Annotated in this window: 15 protein-coding genes and 1 tRNA gene; 6 read left to right on the top strand and 10 right to left on the bottom strand. The window is 55.1% G+C overall.

All coding sequences use genetic code 11. The features are described from left to right. Positions 1-43: 43 nt before the first annotated feature. From ACN0RL_RS00995 to ACN0RL_RS00980, 4 genes are read left to right on the top strand one after another with little or no spacing between them, the layout of a single operon-like run. Entirely contained in the window at positions 44-469 is a 426-nt protein-coding gene (locus ACN0RL_RS00995; RefSeq protein WP_417512773.1) for a MarR family transcriptional regulator, read from the top strand. A gap of 3 nt (positions 470-472) precedes the next feature. Next, positions 473-1,864, top strand: coding sequence for a DHA2 family efflux MFS transporter permease subunit (locus tag ACN0RL_RS00990; RefSeq protein ID WP_417512772.1), 1,392 nt, complete (start codon positions 473-475; stop codon positions 1,862-1,864). Between the two features lie 37 nt (positions 1,865-1,901). Further along, a complete protein-coding gene (locus tag ACN0RL_RS00985) occupies positions 1,902-2,471 on the top strand; it encodes a TMEM165/GDT1 family protein (protein WP_417512771.1) in 570 nt (189 codons plus the stop codon). Between the two features lie 53 nt (positions 2,472-2,524). Then, on the top strand, positions 2,525-3,574 hold the full coding sequence (locus ACN0RL_RS00980) for a L,D-transpeptidase family protein (protein WP_417512770.1): 1,050 nt from the start codon (positions 2,525-2,527) through the stop codon (positions 3,572-3,574). Positions 3,575-3,660: 86 nt separating this feature from the next. On the opposite strand, the gene ACN0RL_RS00975 is transcribed toward ACN0RL_RS00980, so the two are convergent. From ACN0RL_RS00975 to ACN0RL_RS00965, 3 genes are all read right to left on the bottom strand, one after another. Next, positions 3,661-3,942 carry an Lpp/OprI family alanine-zipper lipoprotein gene (locus ACN0RL_RS00975; RefSeq protein WP_417512769.1) on the bottom strand — a complete coding sequence of 94 codons (282 nt, stop codon included), beginning with the start codon at positions 3,940-3,942 and terminating at the stop codon, positions 3,661-3,663. A 202-nt stretch (positions 3,943-4,144) separates the two neighbouring features. Then, complete coding sequence (locus tag ACN0RL_RS00970) at positions 4,145-4,705, bottom strand: L,D-transpeptidase family protein (RefSeq protein ID WP_417512768.1); 561 nt, start codon at positions 4,703-4,705, stop codon at positions 4,145-4,147. A gap of 107 nt (positions 4,706-4,812) precedes the next feature. Continuing rightward, positions 4,813-6,537, bottom strand: coding sequence for a potassium/proton antiporter (locus tag ACN0RL_RS00965; protein WP_417512767.1), 1,725 nt, complete (start codon positions 6,535-6,537; stop codon positions 4,813-4,815). Between the two features lie 73 nt (positions 6,538-6,610). Between ACN0RL_RS00965 and ACN0RL_RS00960 the strand changes: the two genes are divergently transcribed. After that, a tRNA-Gly gene (locus ACN0RL_RS00960) sits at positions 6,611-6,684 on the top strand. A gap of 118 nt (positions 6,685-6,802) precedes the next feature. Here the strand turns inward: ACN0RL_RS00960 and ACN0RL_RS00955 are convergent. The 6 genes from ACN0RL_RS00955 to ACN0RL_RS00930 form a co-directional block, all read right to left on the bottom strand. After that, positions 6,803-7,612, bottom strand: coding sequence for an ABC transporter permease subunit (locus tag ACN0RL_RS00955; RefSeq protein ID WP_417512766.1), 810 nt, complete (start codon positions 7,610-7,612; stop codon positions 6,803-6,805). Then, on the bottom strand, positions 7,609-8,541 hold the full coding sequence (locus tag ACN0RL_RS00950; protein WP_417512765.1) for an ABC transporter permease subunit: 933 nt from the start codon (positions 8,539-8,541) through the stop codon (positions 7,609-7,611). Before ACN0RL_RS00950 ends, ACN0RL_RS00955 begins: the two co-directional genes overlap by 4 nt. Continuing rightward, positions 8,538-9,677: an ABC transporter ATP-binding protein gene (locus ACN0RL_RS00945; RefSeq protein WP_417512764.1), complete on the bottom strand. Its 1,140-nt coding sequence runs from the start codon at positions 9,675-9,677 to the stop codon at positions 8,538-8,540. Before ACN0RL_RS00945 ends, ACN0RL_RS00950 begins: the two co-directional genes overlap by 4 nt. A gap of 75 nt (positions 9,678-9,752) precedes the next feature. Next, entirely contained in the window at positions 9,753-10,835 is a 1,083-nt protein-coding gene (locus tag ACN0RL_RS00940; protein ID WP_417512763.1) for a polyamine ABC transporter substrate-binding protein, read from the bottom strand. A gap of 31 nt (positions 10,836-10,866) precedes the next feature. Beyond that, positions 10,867-12,177 carry an NAD(P)/FAD-dependent oxidoreductase gene (locus tag ACN0RL_RS00935; protein ID WP_417512762.1) on the bottom strand — a complete coding sequence of 437 codons (1,311 nt, stop codon included), beginning with the start codon at positions 12,175-12,177 and terminating at the stop codon, positions 10,867-10,869. Beyond that, positions 12,177-13,526 carry a glutamine synthetase family protein gene (locus ACN0RL_RS00930; protein WP_417512761.1) on the bottom strand — a complete coding sequence of 450 codons (1,350 nt, stop codon included), beginning with the start codon at positions 13,524-13,526 and terminating at the stop codon, positions 12,177-12,179. The genes ACN0RL_RS00935 and ACN0RL_RS00930 overlap by 1 nt, the downstream gene beginning before the upstream one ends. A gap of 123 nt (positions 13,527-13,649) precedes the next feature. Here ACN0RL_RS00930 and ACN0RL_RS00925 point away from each other — a divergent pair, with 123 nt between their 5' ends. Further along, positions 13,650-14,345 carry a GntR family transcriptional regulator gene (locus tag ACN0RL_RS00925; protein WP_417512760.1) on the top strand — a complete coding sequence of 232 codons (696 nt, stop codon included), beginning with the start codon at positions 13,650-13,652 and terminating at the stop codon, positions 14,343-14,345. A 6-nt stretch (positions 14,346-14,351) separates the two neighbouring features. On the opposite strand, the gene ACN0RL_RS00920 is transcribed toward ACN0RL_RS00925, so the two are convergent. After that, a complete protein-coding gene (locus tag ACN0RL_RS00920; protein ID WP_417512759.1) occupies positions 14,352-15,425 on the bottom strand; it encodes a substrate-binding domain-containing protein in 1,074 nt (357 codons plus the stop codon). Positions 15,426-15,499 lie beyond the last annotated feature (74 nt).

The following is a 15,499-nucleotide window of genomic DNA, read 5'->3' as shown; positions in this document are numbered from 1 at the left end:
GATTTGCGAAACGTGATTCCGGCCCCGGAACGGAGTATTAACCATGAAAGATCAGTTTCCTTTTGCCGTGGCCCGGGTTACCCGTCGCTGGCGCAAGCTGTTAGACGAGCGCCTGAAAGATCTGGGTGTTACTCAGGCCCGGTGGACTACTATGGTCTATCTTCAGCAGGGTGGTGAAGGCCTGACCCAGCGCGAACTGGCCAGCCTGATGGCTATTGAAAACCCGACACTTGTGCGTCTGCTCGACAGCCTGGAAGAACAGAAACTAATAGAGCGCCGTGCCTGCCCCAATGATCGCCGCGCCCGTCGCCTGCACCTCACCGACCCCGGCCGGGAATTCATGGAAGTACTGACAGCCCGTGCTGATGCGCTGCGGGACGAGATGCTTGAGGGTATCAGCATGGACGATATCGAGAGCGCGTTGAAAGTGTTCCACAAAATTCTGGATAACGCTGAAAAGCAGAAGTAATCCTTGAGTGATAATTCTGTTGCGGGTTTAACTGACCGGTACGGCTCCCGGTGGCGTTGGTTTGCGCTCGTTACGGTGATGCTGGGAACCATTGCGACTGTTCTTAGCGCCACAGTGGTGAACGTTGCACTCCACGATATCATGGTGGAGTTCGGTATCCGGCAAGGGCAGGTGCACTGGCTGGCAACAGGTTTTATCGCCGCCATGACCACTACCATGCTGGCTTCTTCCTGGTTGCTTGATCATTTCGGGGTGCGCAAGACTCTGGCTTTCGCTATGGCGGCCTTTACGCTGGTCTCACTGGCAGGAGGGTTTGCGAACTCGCCGGAACAGTTGATTGCGGCCCGTATCGGTCAGGGCACTATGGCTGGCGTGATGCAGCCTATGGGCATGTATCTGGTGTTCCGGATTTTCCCTCGCAATCAGCGTGGTCGTGTCATGGGTATCTATGGCATGGGCATTGTACTTGCACCGGCGCTCGGGCCAGTGCTCGGCGGTTTTCTGGTGGATCAGCTTGACTGGCGTTATGTGATGTTTGCGCCGGCTCCGGTCACATTTCTCGGCGTTTTCATGGCGCTGCGGTTTCTGCCCACGCCCCCTTCCCGCCCTTCACCCTATCGGTTTGATCTGCCGGGGCTGGTTTTACTGGGAACCACCATAGGCCTGACCCTTGACACCCTGAACCGGGTGCAGAGCCTGGCGGGCCAGGAGGGTCGCATTGCGATCGAAGGTCTGGCAGCTCTGGTGTTTCTCGTCATGTTCGTGCGGCGCCAGCAGAGAATAAAGTTCCCCCTGCTCAATCTTGCTCTGATGCGAAAACCTTCTTTTTTGTACGCCAATATGGGGGCAATGGCGCTTGGGCTGGCGCTATTCGGCTCTACCTATCTTATACCGCTGTATGTCCAGACTGCCCTGGGATTTACTGCTACAGAGGCCGGTCTGTTGATGCTGCCTGCGGGCATTGTGCTGGGTATGACCTTCCCGCTGGCAGGCCGCCTGGCAGACAGGGAGAGTGCCAGAAAGCTGGTTATTTTCGGGATTGTGGTTTTTGCGATGTCAGCGGTCCTGTTTGCGCTGTCTGGCCTGGCGCTGGCCTTTGGCTGGCTGGTGCTCTGGACGATGCTTGGCCGCGTGGGTATCGGTTTCATGTTGCCGGCGTTGACCACAGGTGCGCTCAATCCTCTTGAGCCAGAGGAGTTGGGCGCAGGCTCTGGCATTATCAACTTTACCCGCCAGCTTGGTGGCGCGTTTGGTGTGAATATCGTCGCACTGACTATCGAGTTTGGTGAGCATAGTGACGGTGTGCCAACTATCAGCGCTTTCCATTCGGCCTGGTGGCTTGTTGCCGTATTTGTCGCCGTTGCAGCCATTCCGGTTTGGCGAATGCGCGTGTAGAGTGCAGTGTTTCCCGACTTCTTCACCGGATTGATTGATGGATGCCTTTCTTACCTCCACCATAGCGGTCGCCATTGCTGAAATTGGCGACAAGACCCAGTTGCTCTCGCTCTTTCTCGTTGCACGCTACTCGCGACGAACTGCCATTATCATGGGCATTCTGGTTGCGACGATCCTGAATCACGCTTTGTCTGCCTGGCTGGGCGCCTGGGTCGCTGCATGGATTCCCGAAGCCTGGTTGCCCTGGATTCTTGCAGTGAGTTTCGTGTTGATTGCGCTGTGGCTTCTGATTCCGGACAAGGACGATAACGATGAGTCCCGGTTTCTCGGTATGGGCGCCTTTATGGCGACAACCGTCATGTTTTTCCTGGCAGAGATCGGTGACAAAACCCAGGTAGCGACCGTTGTACTGGCTGCCCGATTTACTGAAACGATCTGGGTTATCATCGGTACAACAGTGGGGATGTTGCTGGCCAATATACCGGTTATCATGGCGGGTCAGTGGCTAATGGATCGCATGCCGCTGGCGACAGCGCGGATTTGTGCGAGCATGCTGTTTGCGGTTATGGCCGTGGTTACCCTTTCATCGGTGCTCTGGAACTCTTGAGAGTGACTGCTGTCATTGCACGCTGAGAAGCAGGTTTTTCTGGAACGGGATTTATGGGATTCAAAACGTATTCACTACTGATGCTGCTGGCCGGTGCTTTGGCTTTACAGCCCGTGTGGGCCGCTGAGCAGCGAAGCGCTCCTGAAAAACCGGGTTCTGCAGAGGCTCCTGATCGCAGTCCCAGGGTGCCAACGTTCAAGGTGAGCGGTGATCTGGCCGGTCAGTTGGGCGTGTTCACCACTCGCTACGAAGACACCTTTGCGGAAGTTGGCAGCCAGCTTGCGCTGGGTTATCTGGAGCTCGTCAAAGCGAACCCCGGGGTGGACCCATGGCTTCCGGGAGAGGGCACTACGATTACACTGCCGCGCCAATACATTATTCCGGAGGCACGCCGGGAAGGTATCGTTATCAACCTGGCGGAGTACCGGCTTTACTATTTCACCGAGAGTGGCGTACAGGTTTATCCGGTCGGTGTGGGGTCCGCAGAGAATCCGTCTCCGCTGACAGACGCCAAGGTTACCATGCCGCTGGAATCACCTGCATGGTATCCCCCTGCCAGCATTCGCGCAGAATATGAAGCTTCTGGCGATTATCTGCCCCGAATGATACCGCCCGGCCCCGATAACCCTTTAGGCAGCCATGCTCTTCTGCTGAGTGAAAAGGGCTATCTGATCCACGGCACCAACAAGTTGTTTGGCGTAGGTATGCCGGTCAGTCATGGCTGTTTCCGGATGTACAACGAAGACATATCCCGCTTTGTGTATCAGGTAAATAAGGGCACTTCGGTTCAGATCGTAAATGATCCGGTTAAAATGGGACTGTCTGGTGGTGAGGTGTGGCTTGAGGTTCATCGCCCCCATGAAGATTACAGCAAGCAGGATCGCGATCGTCTGTGGCGGGAAGTTACCCTTGAAGTGGAAGCATTCCGCGAGAAACATCCGGGGGTTGAGGTTCAGCGCAGAGCTATAGAGTTGGCCGTAGACCAGGCTGACGGCATTCCCGCCATGGTCGGTGAACAGGTTGCCCGTCTGGCGGCAGATAAGACGTCAGAAAACAAGCAGCCTGTTGCATCGGAAGAGCCTGAGCAGAAGCTGTATTTCTGATTTTTGGGGGAGGCAGTACGAAAAAAGTTGAAGCAATAAAAAAGGCCGGGATTCCCGGCCTTTTTCGTAGTGCTTAAGCTGAACTCTTACTTCATGCTTGCACGGTCGAGCATACGCTTGGCGCGCTCGTTAGCTTCGTCAGCAGCTTTCTGAGCTGCTTTTGCAGCGGCCAGAGCCTGGTCTGCAGTCTTCTGTGCAGCACGCGCAGAGCTGGCAGCGCTGTTAGCGGTGTTCATTGCCTTGTCTGCAGTCATCTCAGCAGAGCTGGCAGTTGCATTGGCTTCGTCGAGAGCGCCCTGGTCAGTAGTTGCACAACCTGCAGTCAGAGCAGTAGCCAGTGCGATTCCGGCGATCGTCAGTTTACGCATTGTAAATCCCCTTATTGATCGAATTACTTCCTGTTGGTCCGAAAGTCAGTTCAGACGACTTCCTCTCAGTTTCGGCCCGATAGGCATTGACTACCGGAGTCGTAAAACAGTGTAAAACACTCTGAGACGAAATGTTAACTAAGTATACGTAAATTTTCTTAGGTTATGACAACAACTTAATTCTTGTGTCAGCGAAAAGCGGTCAGGGGAGAATGCGAATGGGTGTGCCATCGTTGACCAGTTGCCAGATCTCGTCCATTTCCTGATTATTTACGGCAATGCAGCCGTTGGTCCAGTCCAGGCCGGTATAAGCAAAAGCCATGTCTCCTGCGCCATTGGGCAGGCCGTGAATCATAATGCTGCCACCGGGGTCCAGGCCCCAGTTTTCCGCCATTTCACGGTCTTTTCCACTCGGGTAGGAAATGTGAATGGATTTGTAAAAATCGCTGCCGGAATTTCGCCAGTCCAGCGTGTAATCGCCTTCCGGTGTGCGTTCATCTCCTTCAAAGAGCTTGTGTCCTTCCGGATTATCACCAAGTGATATGCGGTAACTCCGGATGATTTCTTCCCCATTCATCAGAAAAAGACGACGCTGCCCTTTTTTCACCAGCACTCTGTTGACGATCAGAGACTCGCCTGGCGAATCGTTCAGTGTCGGCATACGGGAATCTGCTCTGGCCAGCAGCTCAGAGCCGAAGGCCGGAAGGCTTGCGGCAACAAAAAGAGCCAGCAGACAAGAGACCAATAGACGGAGAATAGCCATAACCTTAACTTACCAATGATTAATCTTTGCTCAGAGCTTTTATAACATAACCAATAGGCCAGCTGTTAAGGGGTTTTGTTAACTTTTATAGCTATCTGGTGCGGCTGTCAGGCATTTTGTGACTTGTCCATTTTGAGGCCAACCTTGGTGACCTGGTCGGCCTCTATGGCTCTGGCCACCAGAGTAACTGGCCCCAGAACCACCGTGTCGCCAACAACCGGGTGGCCCTTGGTGCGCCGCGCAAAGCATTCTGCCAGTGACAGCTCTGGCGGGAGTTCATCAAACTCTATGCCATAGACCTGTTCTACATCCCCAAGCAGCGCATCCCCGTTGAGAACAAAGTCTCCGAAAAATGCTCGCTCCGCGAGATATTTCGGTGTGTGACGGCCGCTCAGCGATTTGCCCAGCTCTTTCAGAACGCTGGGAGTGGCAAACATGGCGACCATGTCGCCACTGGATACTTCCAGATCTGCTTTGGGTTGCAGGCATACCCGGTTGCGGAAAACGCCGGCAACGGCCGTATTTTCCGGAAAGCGGAGCTGGCCCAGCACTCTGGGTGTTTCCCAGTTTTCGCCCCGTAAAGGAAACAACATTAACTCGTGATCGCCTGCTGCAGGGGCGTCCAGAGGCAGGCGGCGGTAGGGCTCCCCGTCTGCTGGAATTTCCAGGCGTAGAGCGCGGGCAAGCGGGGTGAGCGTTGTGCCTTGAACCAGAAGTGACACCAGAACGATAAAGAACGCTGCATGAAAAACCAGCTGAGCCTCGGGCAGATCGGCAATAATCGGGAACAACGCCAGAACAATAGGCACAGCCCCCCGGAGCCCTACCCAACTGATAAAACCAAGCTCCCTGCGGTTAAACCCGAATGGCCAGACGATGAGCATTACGGTTAAGGGGCGGATTATAAAAATCAGCGCCAACGCCAGTATCAGGCCACTTCCAGCCAGAGGCAGCAGGTCCGACGGGTTGACCAGCAGGCCAAGTATCAGGAACAGACAGAGCTGGGCCAGCCACGCCAGACCATCGTGTACCTGAAGGATCATCGGCATCATACGTACCTTGCGATTGCCAATCACAACACCGCACAGGTAGATGGCGAGAAACCCGCTGCCCCCCAGGGCATTGATAACAGAAAACACCAGAATGCCGGCGGCGACCACGAGCAGAGGGTAAAGTGATGGCGTCAGCCGAATGCGATTGGCCAGCTCAGCAATCAGAAAGCCGCCGAGGATCCCGCCAACGCCGCCAATGCTGAACTGCTTGAACAACAGAATCAATGAATCGTGTATGGCGTGCTCACCACCGCTGGTGATCACCGTGACCATCATCAGCGTGAGAAAAATCGCCATGGGGTCGTTGCTGCCCGATTCGATTTCCAGCGTGGCACTGACGCGCTCATTCAGGTGCAGTCCACGACCCTGTAACAGTGAAAAGACGGCGGCCGCGTCGGTTGATGAGATAATGGCGCCAATGAGCAGGGCCGTCATCCAGTGCAGTTCGAAGACCAGCCAGGCAACGAAGGCTGCCCCCAGGGCCGTCATGGCGACGCCAACGGTTGCAAGTACCAGTGCAGGTTTGAGGCCCACACGGAAGGTTTCTGCCCGGGTACGCATGCCGCCATCAAGCAGGATAACGCCAAGCGCCAGATTGGCGACCAGGAAAGAAAGCTGAAAATCGTCGAACTCAATGCCGCCCGGGCCGTCTTTGCCCATCATCATGCCCACCGCCAGAAAAATAAGCAGCACCGGCATACCGACCCGGCTGGAAAGTGGGCTCAGAACAATGCTGATGACGAGCATCAGAGCACCTACCAGGGTGAGCATTGGATCCATCAGAACTCCCAAAGAGAATGCTTGCCGGGAACCGGCGGAAGCGCTTATATTGCGCGGGTAGTCACGCCTTCTGGCGGGTGTAGTTCAATGGTAGAACGGCAGCTTCCCAAGCTGCACACGTGGGTTCGATTCCCATCACCCGCTCCATACCGAATTTCGATGCCTTTCAGTATCAACGCAAAGCAGATTTGTATCAAATGGTTGGCTGCCGTCAGAGCCGATGGCGCGGGTGATATCCTGAACCGGGCCGCAGGCCCCGCCAGTGTCAGTTCCGGGATACCTTGCTGCTGCGGTTTATCTGCAAGGCTGCGATAATAATTCCTAACGAGGCAACACCGATAATGATCGCCGCCAGTGCGTTCACATCCGGGCTGACTCCCAACCGGACTTTCGAGAAGATGACCATCGGAAGGGTCGAGGCACCGGGGCCGGAGACAAAGCTGGCAATCACCAGATCGTCCAGACTGAGGGTGAAGGCCAGTAACCAGCCTGACATCAGCGCCGGGGCAATCACCGGCAGTGTCACGTCGAAGAATACCCGCACAGGGCGCGCGCCAAGATCCAGCGCGGCCTCCTCTATCGACAGATCCATATCCACCAGTCGTGACTGGATAATCACCGCCGCATAGGCCGCACCGAATGTTGAGTGCGCGATGATGATCGTCAAAATACCACGCCCGCCGGGCCAGCCAACAAGGCCTTCCATCGCGACGAACATCAACAGCAACGACAGGCCAATAATCACTTCAGGCATTACCAGTGGCGCCGTAATCATCATGCTCAGCAGTGTCTTGCTACGGAAGCGCTGGAACCGGATTAACACGAAGGATGCCACCGTGCCAATCACAACCGACAGGGTTGCGCTGGCCAGGGCGATACGCACACTGACCCACGCCGCCTCCAGGATTTGTGGATCACGGAACAGCTCGCCGTACCATTTGGTTGAAAACCCACCCCATACCGTCACCAGCTGGCTTTTATTAAAGCTGAAGATGACCAGTGACAGGATCGGTGCGTAAAGGAAGGTGAAGCCCAGAATGCCGACGACCATAAGAAACCGGGATTTAGGTTTCATCGGGTGTCTCCTTCGCTCGCTGATTGGGCCCAGCGCAGCAGCATGATCGGGATCACCAGAACAAACAGCATTACGATGGCAACGGCCGAGGCAATGGGCCAATCGCGGTTCGAGAAGAACTCGTTCCAGAGCACCTGGCCAATCATGAGAGTGTCCGGCCCGCCCAAAAGCGCCGGGATGACAAATTCACCAACAGCGGGAATGAATACCAGCATGCAGCCTGCGATGATCCCGCTCAGAGAAAGCGGCAAGGTAACGGTAAAAAAGGTGGTCATCGGGTGTGCGCCCAGATCGGCAGATGCCTCAAGATAGGCCTCGTCCAGTTTTACCAAATTGGCATAAAGCGGGAGGATCATGAACGGCAGATAGGTGTAAACGATACCGATATAGACTGCGAAATCCGTCTGTAACATCACCAGCGGCTCGTCGATGATTCCGATGCTCATCAGAAAATTATTGATGACCCCGTTGCTCTTGAGAAAACCAATCCACGCATAAACGCGCAGCAGGAATGATGTCCAGAAGGGCAGTACCACCAGCATCAGCAAGAGGTTGCGCCGATCCGGCTCCGAGCGTGCAATCAGGTAAGCCATCGGATACCCGATCAGCAGCGCGAAGAGGGTCGAGATACCGGCAATCTTGACAGAGCCCAGATAGGCCGCGACGTAAAGAGGATCCTCGAGGAGGAACAGATAGTTGCCGAAATTCAGATTGATTCTGAAAAATCCATCGACCCATTCGACGATTGGCAAATAGGGTGGCCGGGCAATAGCAGCCACAGAAAACGAGATTTTTGCCACTACCAGAAACGGAATCAGGAAAAAGAGCAGCAGCCAGACGGTAGGAATAGCAATAACCAGGATGCGCCCCTTGAGTCCCATCCGGCCCAGAAGTGCCGCGATCCTGGACCCCAGTGGCAAGCTGCTCATGACGTCACCACAACCCCGGCACTGCCGTCCCAGCCCAGATTCACCCGGTCACCGTAATTCAGCGTGCTCTCTTCCGAGCGAGTCAGATTTGTCTGATTAACGCGCACGCGCTTACCGTTATCTAGCCGTATCTGATACACAGACGCATCACCCATATAGGCAATCTCATCGATGATGCCCGTGAGCTTGTTGCGCAGATCTCCCAGATCATCTTTGCTGATCACGATTTTTTCCGGGCGCACCGCAACCGCAACTTTCTGGCCAATTATTCCACTGATGCTGTGCGGCACATAGATGTCCAGACCTGCTTCGGGTGATGCGACAATTACGTGGCTCACGCCATCCTCGGCGATACGACCCTCGAAGATATTCACCGAGCCAATGAAATCGGCAACAAACCGGTTTCGCGGGTATTCGTATATCTCGCGCGGAGTGCCAACCTGAACGATCTCACCGGCGGTCATAACACCGATCCGGCTGGACAGCGTCATGGCTTCTTCCTGGTCGTGGGTAACCACCACAAAGGTCACGCCCAGGCTTTCCTGAATCTTGATCAATTCAAACTGGGTCTCTTCGCGCAATTTCTTGTCTAGCGCGCCCAAAGGTTCGTCGAGTAACAGCAACTTGGGTTTCTTCACCAGCGAGCGGGCGAGCGCAACGCGTTGACGTTGGCCGCCGGACAGCTGATGCGGCTTACGTCTGGCGAAGCCGTCCATCTGCACCAACGACAATATATCGGTCACGCGAGTCGCAATCTCTGCCCTGGGCAGGCCGTCGCGTTTCAACCCGTAAGCGATGTTCTTTTCCACAGTCATGTGCGGAAACAGTGCGTAGGATTGAAACATCATGTTGGTGGGCCGGTTGTAAGGCGCGATACCGGCCTGATCCTGACCGTCGATAATGATCTGGCCGGAGGTAAGATCCTCAAACCCCGACAGCATTCGCAGCAGAGTCGATTTGCCACAACCCGACCCGCCCAGAAGGCAAAAGATCTCACCTTTGTAGATATCCAGAGAAACGTCGTAGACCGACGTAAAGTCGCCGAACTTTTTGGTCACATTTTTGATTTGTAAAAACGGCACCGCGTTCGGATCGACCCACGGTTTTGGATCTGGCACTGAAATGACGGCAGGCATGATTGTCCCCCTTCCCCAAAAAAAATCCCGGAAATGGTCGCCGCCCAGGGTAAGCCCGGGCGACAACATGCAGGTTTATTTTCCGGTCTTGATCGTGGTCCAGGTGCGAGTCAGTGTGCGGTCATAGCGTGCTGAGTGCGGCTTGGAAACGAACATCTTCAGCTTGACGTCCTGGGGAGGGTAGATTCCCGGGTCATTCGCAACGTCTTCGTTTACGAATTCCGTGGCAGCCGTGTTCGGGTTGCCGAAATACACATAGTTTGTGATGTCGGCGGCAACTTTTGGTTCGAGGATGTAGTCAATGAACTTCAAGGCGTTTTCAGGGTTTGGTGCATCGTCGGGAATCGCCATCATGTCGAACCCGATCAGTGCGCCTTCTTTCGGGATCGTATAAGCAACATTGGTTCCTTGTCCTGCTTCTGCAGCACGATCGCGTGCCTGCAGTATGTCGCCGGAATAGCCGATAGTCAGACAGATGTCGCCATTGGCCAGATCGTTAATGTATTGCGACGAATGGAAATAGCGAATATGGGGGCGAACACCCAGCATCAACTCGCTGGCTTTCTCCAGATCGCCTTTATCTTCGGAATGCGGATCCAGCCCCAGATAATTCAGCGCCGATGCCATGACTTCAGACGGCGAGTCCATTATCACCACACCGCAATCGGCCAGTTTGGCTACGGTGTCCGGATCAAAAACCATGTCCCAGCTGCCGATCTTGTCGGCATCGATACGTTCTTTGATCATGTCGATGTTATAGCCGATCCCCACTGAGAACATCATGTAGGGCACGCCATAGGTGTTGTCGGGGTCATTTACCGCAATGATTTTGAGAATGTCGGGATCAAGATTGCCGTAGTTCTTCAGCTTGCTCTTGTCGATTTTGGCATAAAGGCCGGCCTGCGCCTGGCGAGCGAGAAATTCGACTGAAGGCACCACCACATCGTAGCCGCTTGCGCCCGTCAGCATCTTGGCTTCCAGCACTTCGTTGCTGTCGAACACGTCGAAATTGACCGTGATGCCGGTTCTTTTTTCAAAGTTGGAAATGGTATCGGAGGCCACGTAATCCGACCAGTGGTACACGTTCAGTTCACCATCGGCCCATGCTGAGCTGGTAGTCAGCGCCAGCGCGCCGAAGATCATTGTTGTTTTTTTCATGGTGTTTTCCTCAATAATTTTTATTGTTTGATCAGATACCCATTTTGTCGCGCAGCCCGTACCACCAGGAGCCCATCACCGAGTAGGGAACGCGGAACATGCGCCCACCGGGGAACGGATACCAGGGTACCTTGGCAAACACATCGAACCGGGTCATGTCGCCGTGGATTGCCTCGGCCAGAATGCGGCCGAAGGTGTGCGATCCAGTCACGCCATGGCCGCTGTAGCCGTGAGCGAAATACGTGTTGCTTCCGATGCGCCCCATCTGCGGCACACGGCTGAATGAAAGGGCAAAATTACCACTCCAGGCGTAGTCGATTTTGACCCCTTTGAGTTGCGGGAATACCTTGTCCATGTTGCGCTGCAACTTGGCTTTGATGTCAACGGGATCGGCACCACCATAAACAGTGCCGCCGCCAAACAGCATGCGGTTGTCACCAGACAATCGGTAATAATCGAGGATGTAGCGAATGTCCTCGACGCAGGCATCCGATGGAATCAGTTCCCGCGCCCGTGCCTCACCCAAGGGTTCGGTTGCCATTACCTGTGTTGATACCGGCATCACCCTTGAGGTGAGTGTCGGCACCACATGGCCCAGGTAGGCGTTGCCGCAAAGAACCAGCGTTTTACACGTCATTGAGCCTTTGGCGGTTTTGACAACGGGTTGCGCCGCTGCGTGATCCACGTCGATTACGGCGGACATCTCATAGATCGTGCCGCCGTTCTGCTCAAACGCCGCGGCTTCGCCCAGGGCCAGATTCAGCGGGTGCATGTGGCCGCCGGAATGGTCAATCATCCCGCCCGCGTAAAGGTCGGAATTGACGTATTTGCGCAGTTGGTCCTTGTCCAGCATCTCCTGGTTTTTCAGGCCGTAACTGGCCCAAAGCTTCATCCGCTCTTCCAGTTCGCTCATGTGGGCGCTGGTCAGCCCCGTAAAAATGTTCTTGTCTTTCAGGTCGCATTGGATGTCGTAGGTGCTGATTCGCTCACGGATGATCTCGCCACCTTCCTGCACCAGGCCGGCTACGAACGTGGCCGTGTCTTGTCCGTAGCGTTTTTTGATGGTTTGCAGGCTGGCGTTCAGGCCGTTTACGATCTGGCCGCCGTTACGGCCCGACGCACCCCATCCAACCCGCGCGCCCTCAATGATGGCGACTTTGTAGCCTTTTTCTGCAAGGTACAGGCCTGTTGAGAGCCCGCTATACCCGGCGCCGACGATGCAGACGTCGATATGATGATCACCGGTCAGTTCCGGCCTTTCCGGGGCAGGATTGGCCGAGGCGGCGTAGTAACTTGTGGTGTGGTTGCCGTCACCCGCATAGGGATGGCTTTGGGAGCTCATCACACGATCTCCAGGTAGCTGTGGTATTCGAAATTGGTCACATGGCGGGCGAACGTGCGTAACTCCTGCATTTTGCATTCGACCAACATCGTTTGCAGTCGCTTGGAGAAGATGTTCGGTACATCGGCACCCTTTTGAAAGGCGTCGATGGCAGTTGCCCAGTCCAGAGGCAGAGTGTCGAGCTTCATTGTGTAGGCGTTCCCGGTGATGGGTGCGGCGGGCTCGAGGTTGTTCTCGATACCCATCAGCGCGCCACCCAGGATGCTGGTTAACACCAGATAGGGGTTGGCATCGGCACCGGCGACACGATGTTCTATGCGTCGCGCGCTTGCGGCGCCGCCAGGGATACGGATGGCAGCGGTCCGGTTCTCGTAGCCCCAGGCAACGTTCGTTGGCGCGTGGGCTCCAGGCAGAAGACGTCGAAAGGAATTCTCGTGTGGCGCAAATGTCAGGGTATTTTGCTGCATTGTGGCCAGCATTCCCGCTACTGCATTCAACATTAGGGGCGAGCCTTCATCGCCGCCATTGTCGAAGACGTTCACGCCGTTTTCATCGATCAGTGAGAAGTGGACGTGAAAGCCGCTGCCAGAAAGCGCACCATACGGCTTCGCCATGAACGTGGCCGCAAACCCGTGCTTGCGGGCAATGCCGCGCACAAGCCGCTTGAACAGCACTGCATCGTCGGCCGCACGCAAAGGATCAGCGACGTGACGCATGTTGATCTCAAACTGGCCGGCGCCGTTTTCCGAGATCGCGGCATCGGCGGGAATACCCTGCAATTCGCAGGCATCGTAGACATCGTTCAGAAATTCATCAAAATGCTGCAGTTCATCCAGCGACAGCGCGCCGTCGGATTCAAGGCGTTTGCCAGTGACCGGGGAGCAGGGTGCTTGCGGATAGTCTTCCGAGGGATCTACCAGATAGAACTCCAGCTCGGTTGCCACGACAGGCGTCAGCCCTCGCGCCTTGTACTGTTCGGCCACGCGCGCCAGCGCTCGACGGGGATCGCCCGGAAACGGTGTGCCATCTTCCTGCCTCATCCAGAGCATTGCCAGTGCAGTGGGGCGGCTGGTCCAGGTAATGGGCATCAGCGGGCGGCCGGTAAAATCGCATAGCCCATCGGAATCACCGGTCTCGAAAACCAGCTCGTTGTTTTCGACATCCTCGCCCCAGATATCCATGCCAACAATCGATAACGGCATCCGCAGCCCGCCGTCTATCACCTTGGCCAACTGCTCTACCGGAACGCGCTTGCCTCGCATGGTGCCGTTCAGGTCACACACGCACGCAAAAATGGAATCAATCTCAGGATGCTGTGCCAGCCAGGTTTCGGCTTTATTGTCAGACATGGATCACCTTGCGATACCCTTTAAAAATTTGTGATATCATTTGACAAATATTTATATCATTATCTTAAATGTGTCAATGTATTTTGATAATATGACCACCTCCAACAAGCCCGAGGCGGCCTGATGACCAGTAACGGCGAACTCAACATTCCTGATATTCCCGCTATATCCGGGATAACCACGCAGGAATACGTTTACGAGCGTCTGCGTAACGCAATCATGCTGGGCGCGATTGAGCCCGGCACCTCGCTGACTATGCGTGGATTGGCAGATTGCCTGGGGCTCAGCCCGACCCCGGTGCGTGAGGCAGTGCGGCGGCTCAGCTCGGAACATGCGATACAGATCAAAGATAATCGGCGCATGACGGTGCCTTTGATGACACTCGAGCGCTTTGAGGAGCTGGTCGCGCTCCGCGTTGCGATTGAGGTTCATACAGCCAAGCGGGCATTGCCGTATATGTCGGATGTCATCATCGAAAAGCTGACGGAAATGGATGACAGGATGGATGGGTTCGTGTCGGAAAGGGATCTCGACCAGTTGACGCTGTTGAACCAGGATTTTCACCGCACGTTGTACACGGTTAATCCGGCTCAGGCATCAATGCCAATGATTGAAAGTATCTGGCTGCAGCTCGGTCCATTCCAGCGCCAGGTTCTTACAAGAGTAAACGAGTATTACGAGATTGATCGCCACAAAGAAATTCTTGCGGCCCTGACGACCCGTGACGCAATAGCTCTGGAAGACGCCATCACCAACGACATCAGTGACGGTGTGTTGAGATCTGGCCGCAATCTGCTGGCGGTAACAGACGCCGCCTGACGGTTGTCAGGCTTCTTCTGCCAGAGTGTCGAATGTGGTGACCTCGCCGGAACGATCCGGTTCGTACCCTTGCAACTTGTGAATGCGATCAAGCAATGCGGGTGATTTCATGAGCGCTGTCAGGCTTTCGAGCGTCGCAGAGGGCAGGCGATCCTGGCGGTAGATCAGCATGTAGTGCTCGCTGGCCATTTCAATAAAATTCAGGTTGAACTGCTCGGCAGCCGCCTGTACCCCAAAACCAACTTCCGCCATTCCCGAAGCTACAAAGGCTGCAATCGCCGTGTGGGTGAACTCCTGCTGGGAAGTGCGGTTGATACTATCTCTGGCTATACCTTGCTGCTTCAGTAGAAGATCAAAGAGTATCCGGGTGCCCGAATGCCGATCGCGGCTGATAAAGCTGAGGCCAGAAGTGCTCAGATCCTGCAAAGTGCGAATGCTCTCGTGTTCGCCTTTGCGCGTCATCAAGCCTTCGCGCCTGGTAACAAAGCGGATCAGGCGGTGCTCGTGACCGTCCAGGTGCTTTTTGTAGTGGCTGATAATCTGCCGTGCGAGTGACGGGCATGTAGGCAGGTGAAAACTTGCGATATCGCACTCGCCGCTATTCAGAGCCGAAAGTGCCTCTTCGGGGTTCCGATATTGCAGGTTGATGCTTACCTGCTCTGAAAATTCGGGCAGTAAAGCGACCGCATAGCCGTGGCTTGCATGCAGGCGCAGAGTGGGTTTCGCGCCTGCCAGTAACTGCTGAACCTGATCGTTCAGCTCCGCAGCCATGCTGTCGATTTGGGGGCCAAGCCGTGCGGTTACCCGGTGTTCTGCCCACAGCAGTTTCTCACCCAAAGCAGAAAGCCGGCTTCCGTGGCCTTTTCGCATAACCACCAATTGCATGCCCAGAATATCGGCACCCCGATTGAGCAAATTCCAGGCATGCCTGTAGGAAATACCAACGGCTGCTGCGGCAACGGTGAGTTTGCCGGTATCACGAATGCTTGCCAGCAGGCGAAACAGAACGGGCTCGAAGAGTTCGTCCGTGTCGGTGCGAAATACCCAGGCCGGGGATATGGTCAGTTTTTTGTTATGCACTTTTGTTCATATTCCGTACCGGTGTCAGGAGTGCTATTTTGAACAAATCGAGTCTTTTTACTGTATCAGAATAA

Origin of the sequence: Marinobacter sp. (assembly GCF_048259445.1) — a bacterium.
GTDB lineage: Bacteria > Pseudomonadota > Gammaproteobacteria > Pseudomonadales > Oleiphilaceae > Marinobacter.
Note: the sequence above shows the minus strand (reverse complement) of the source record. Positions and strands in the feature narration are given on the sequence as shown.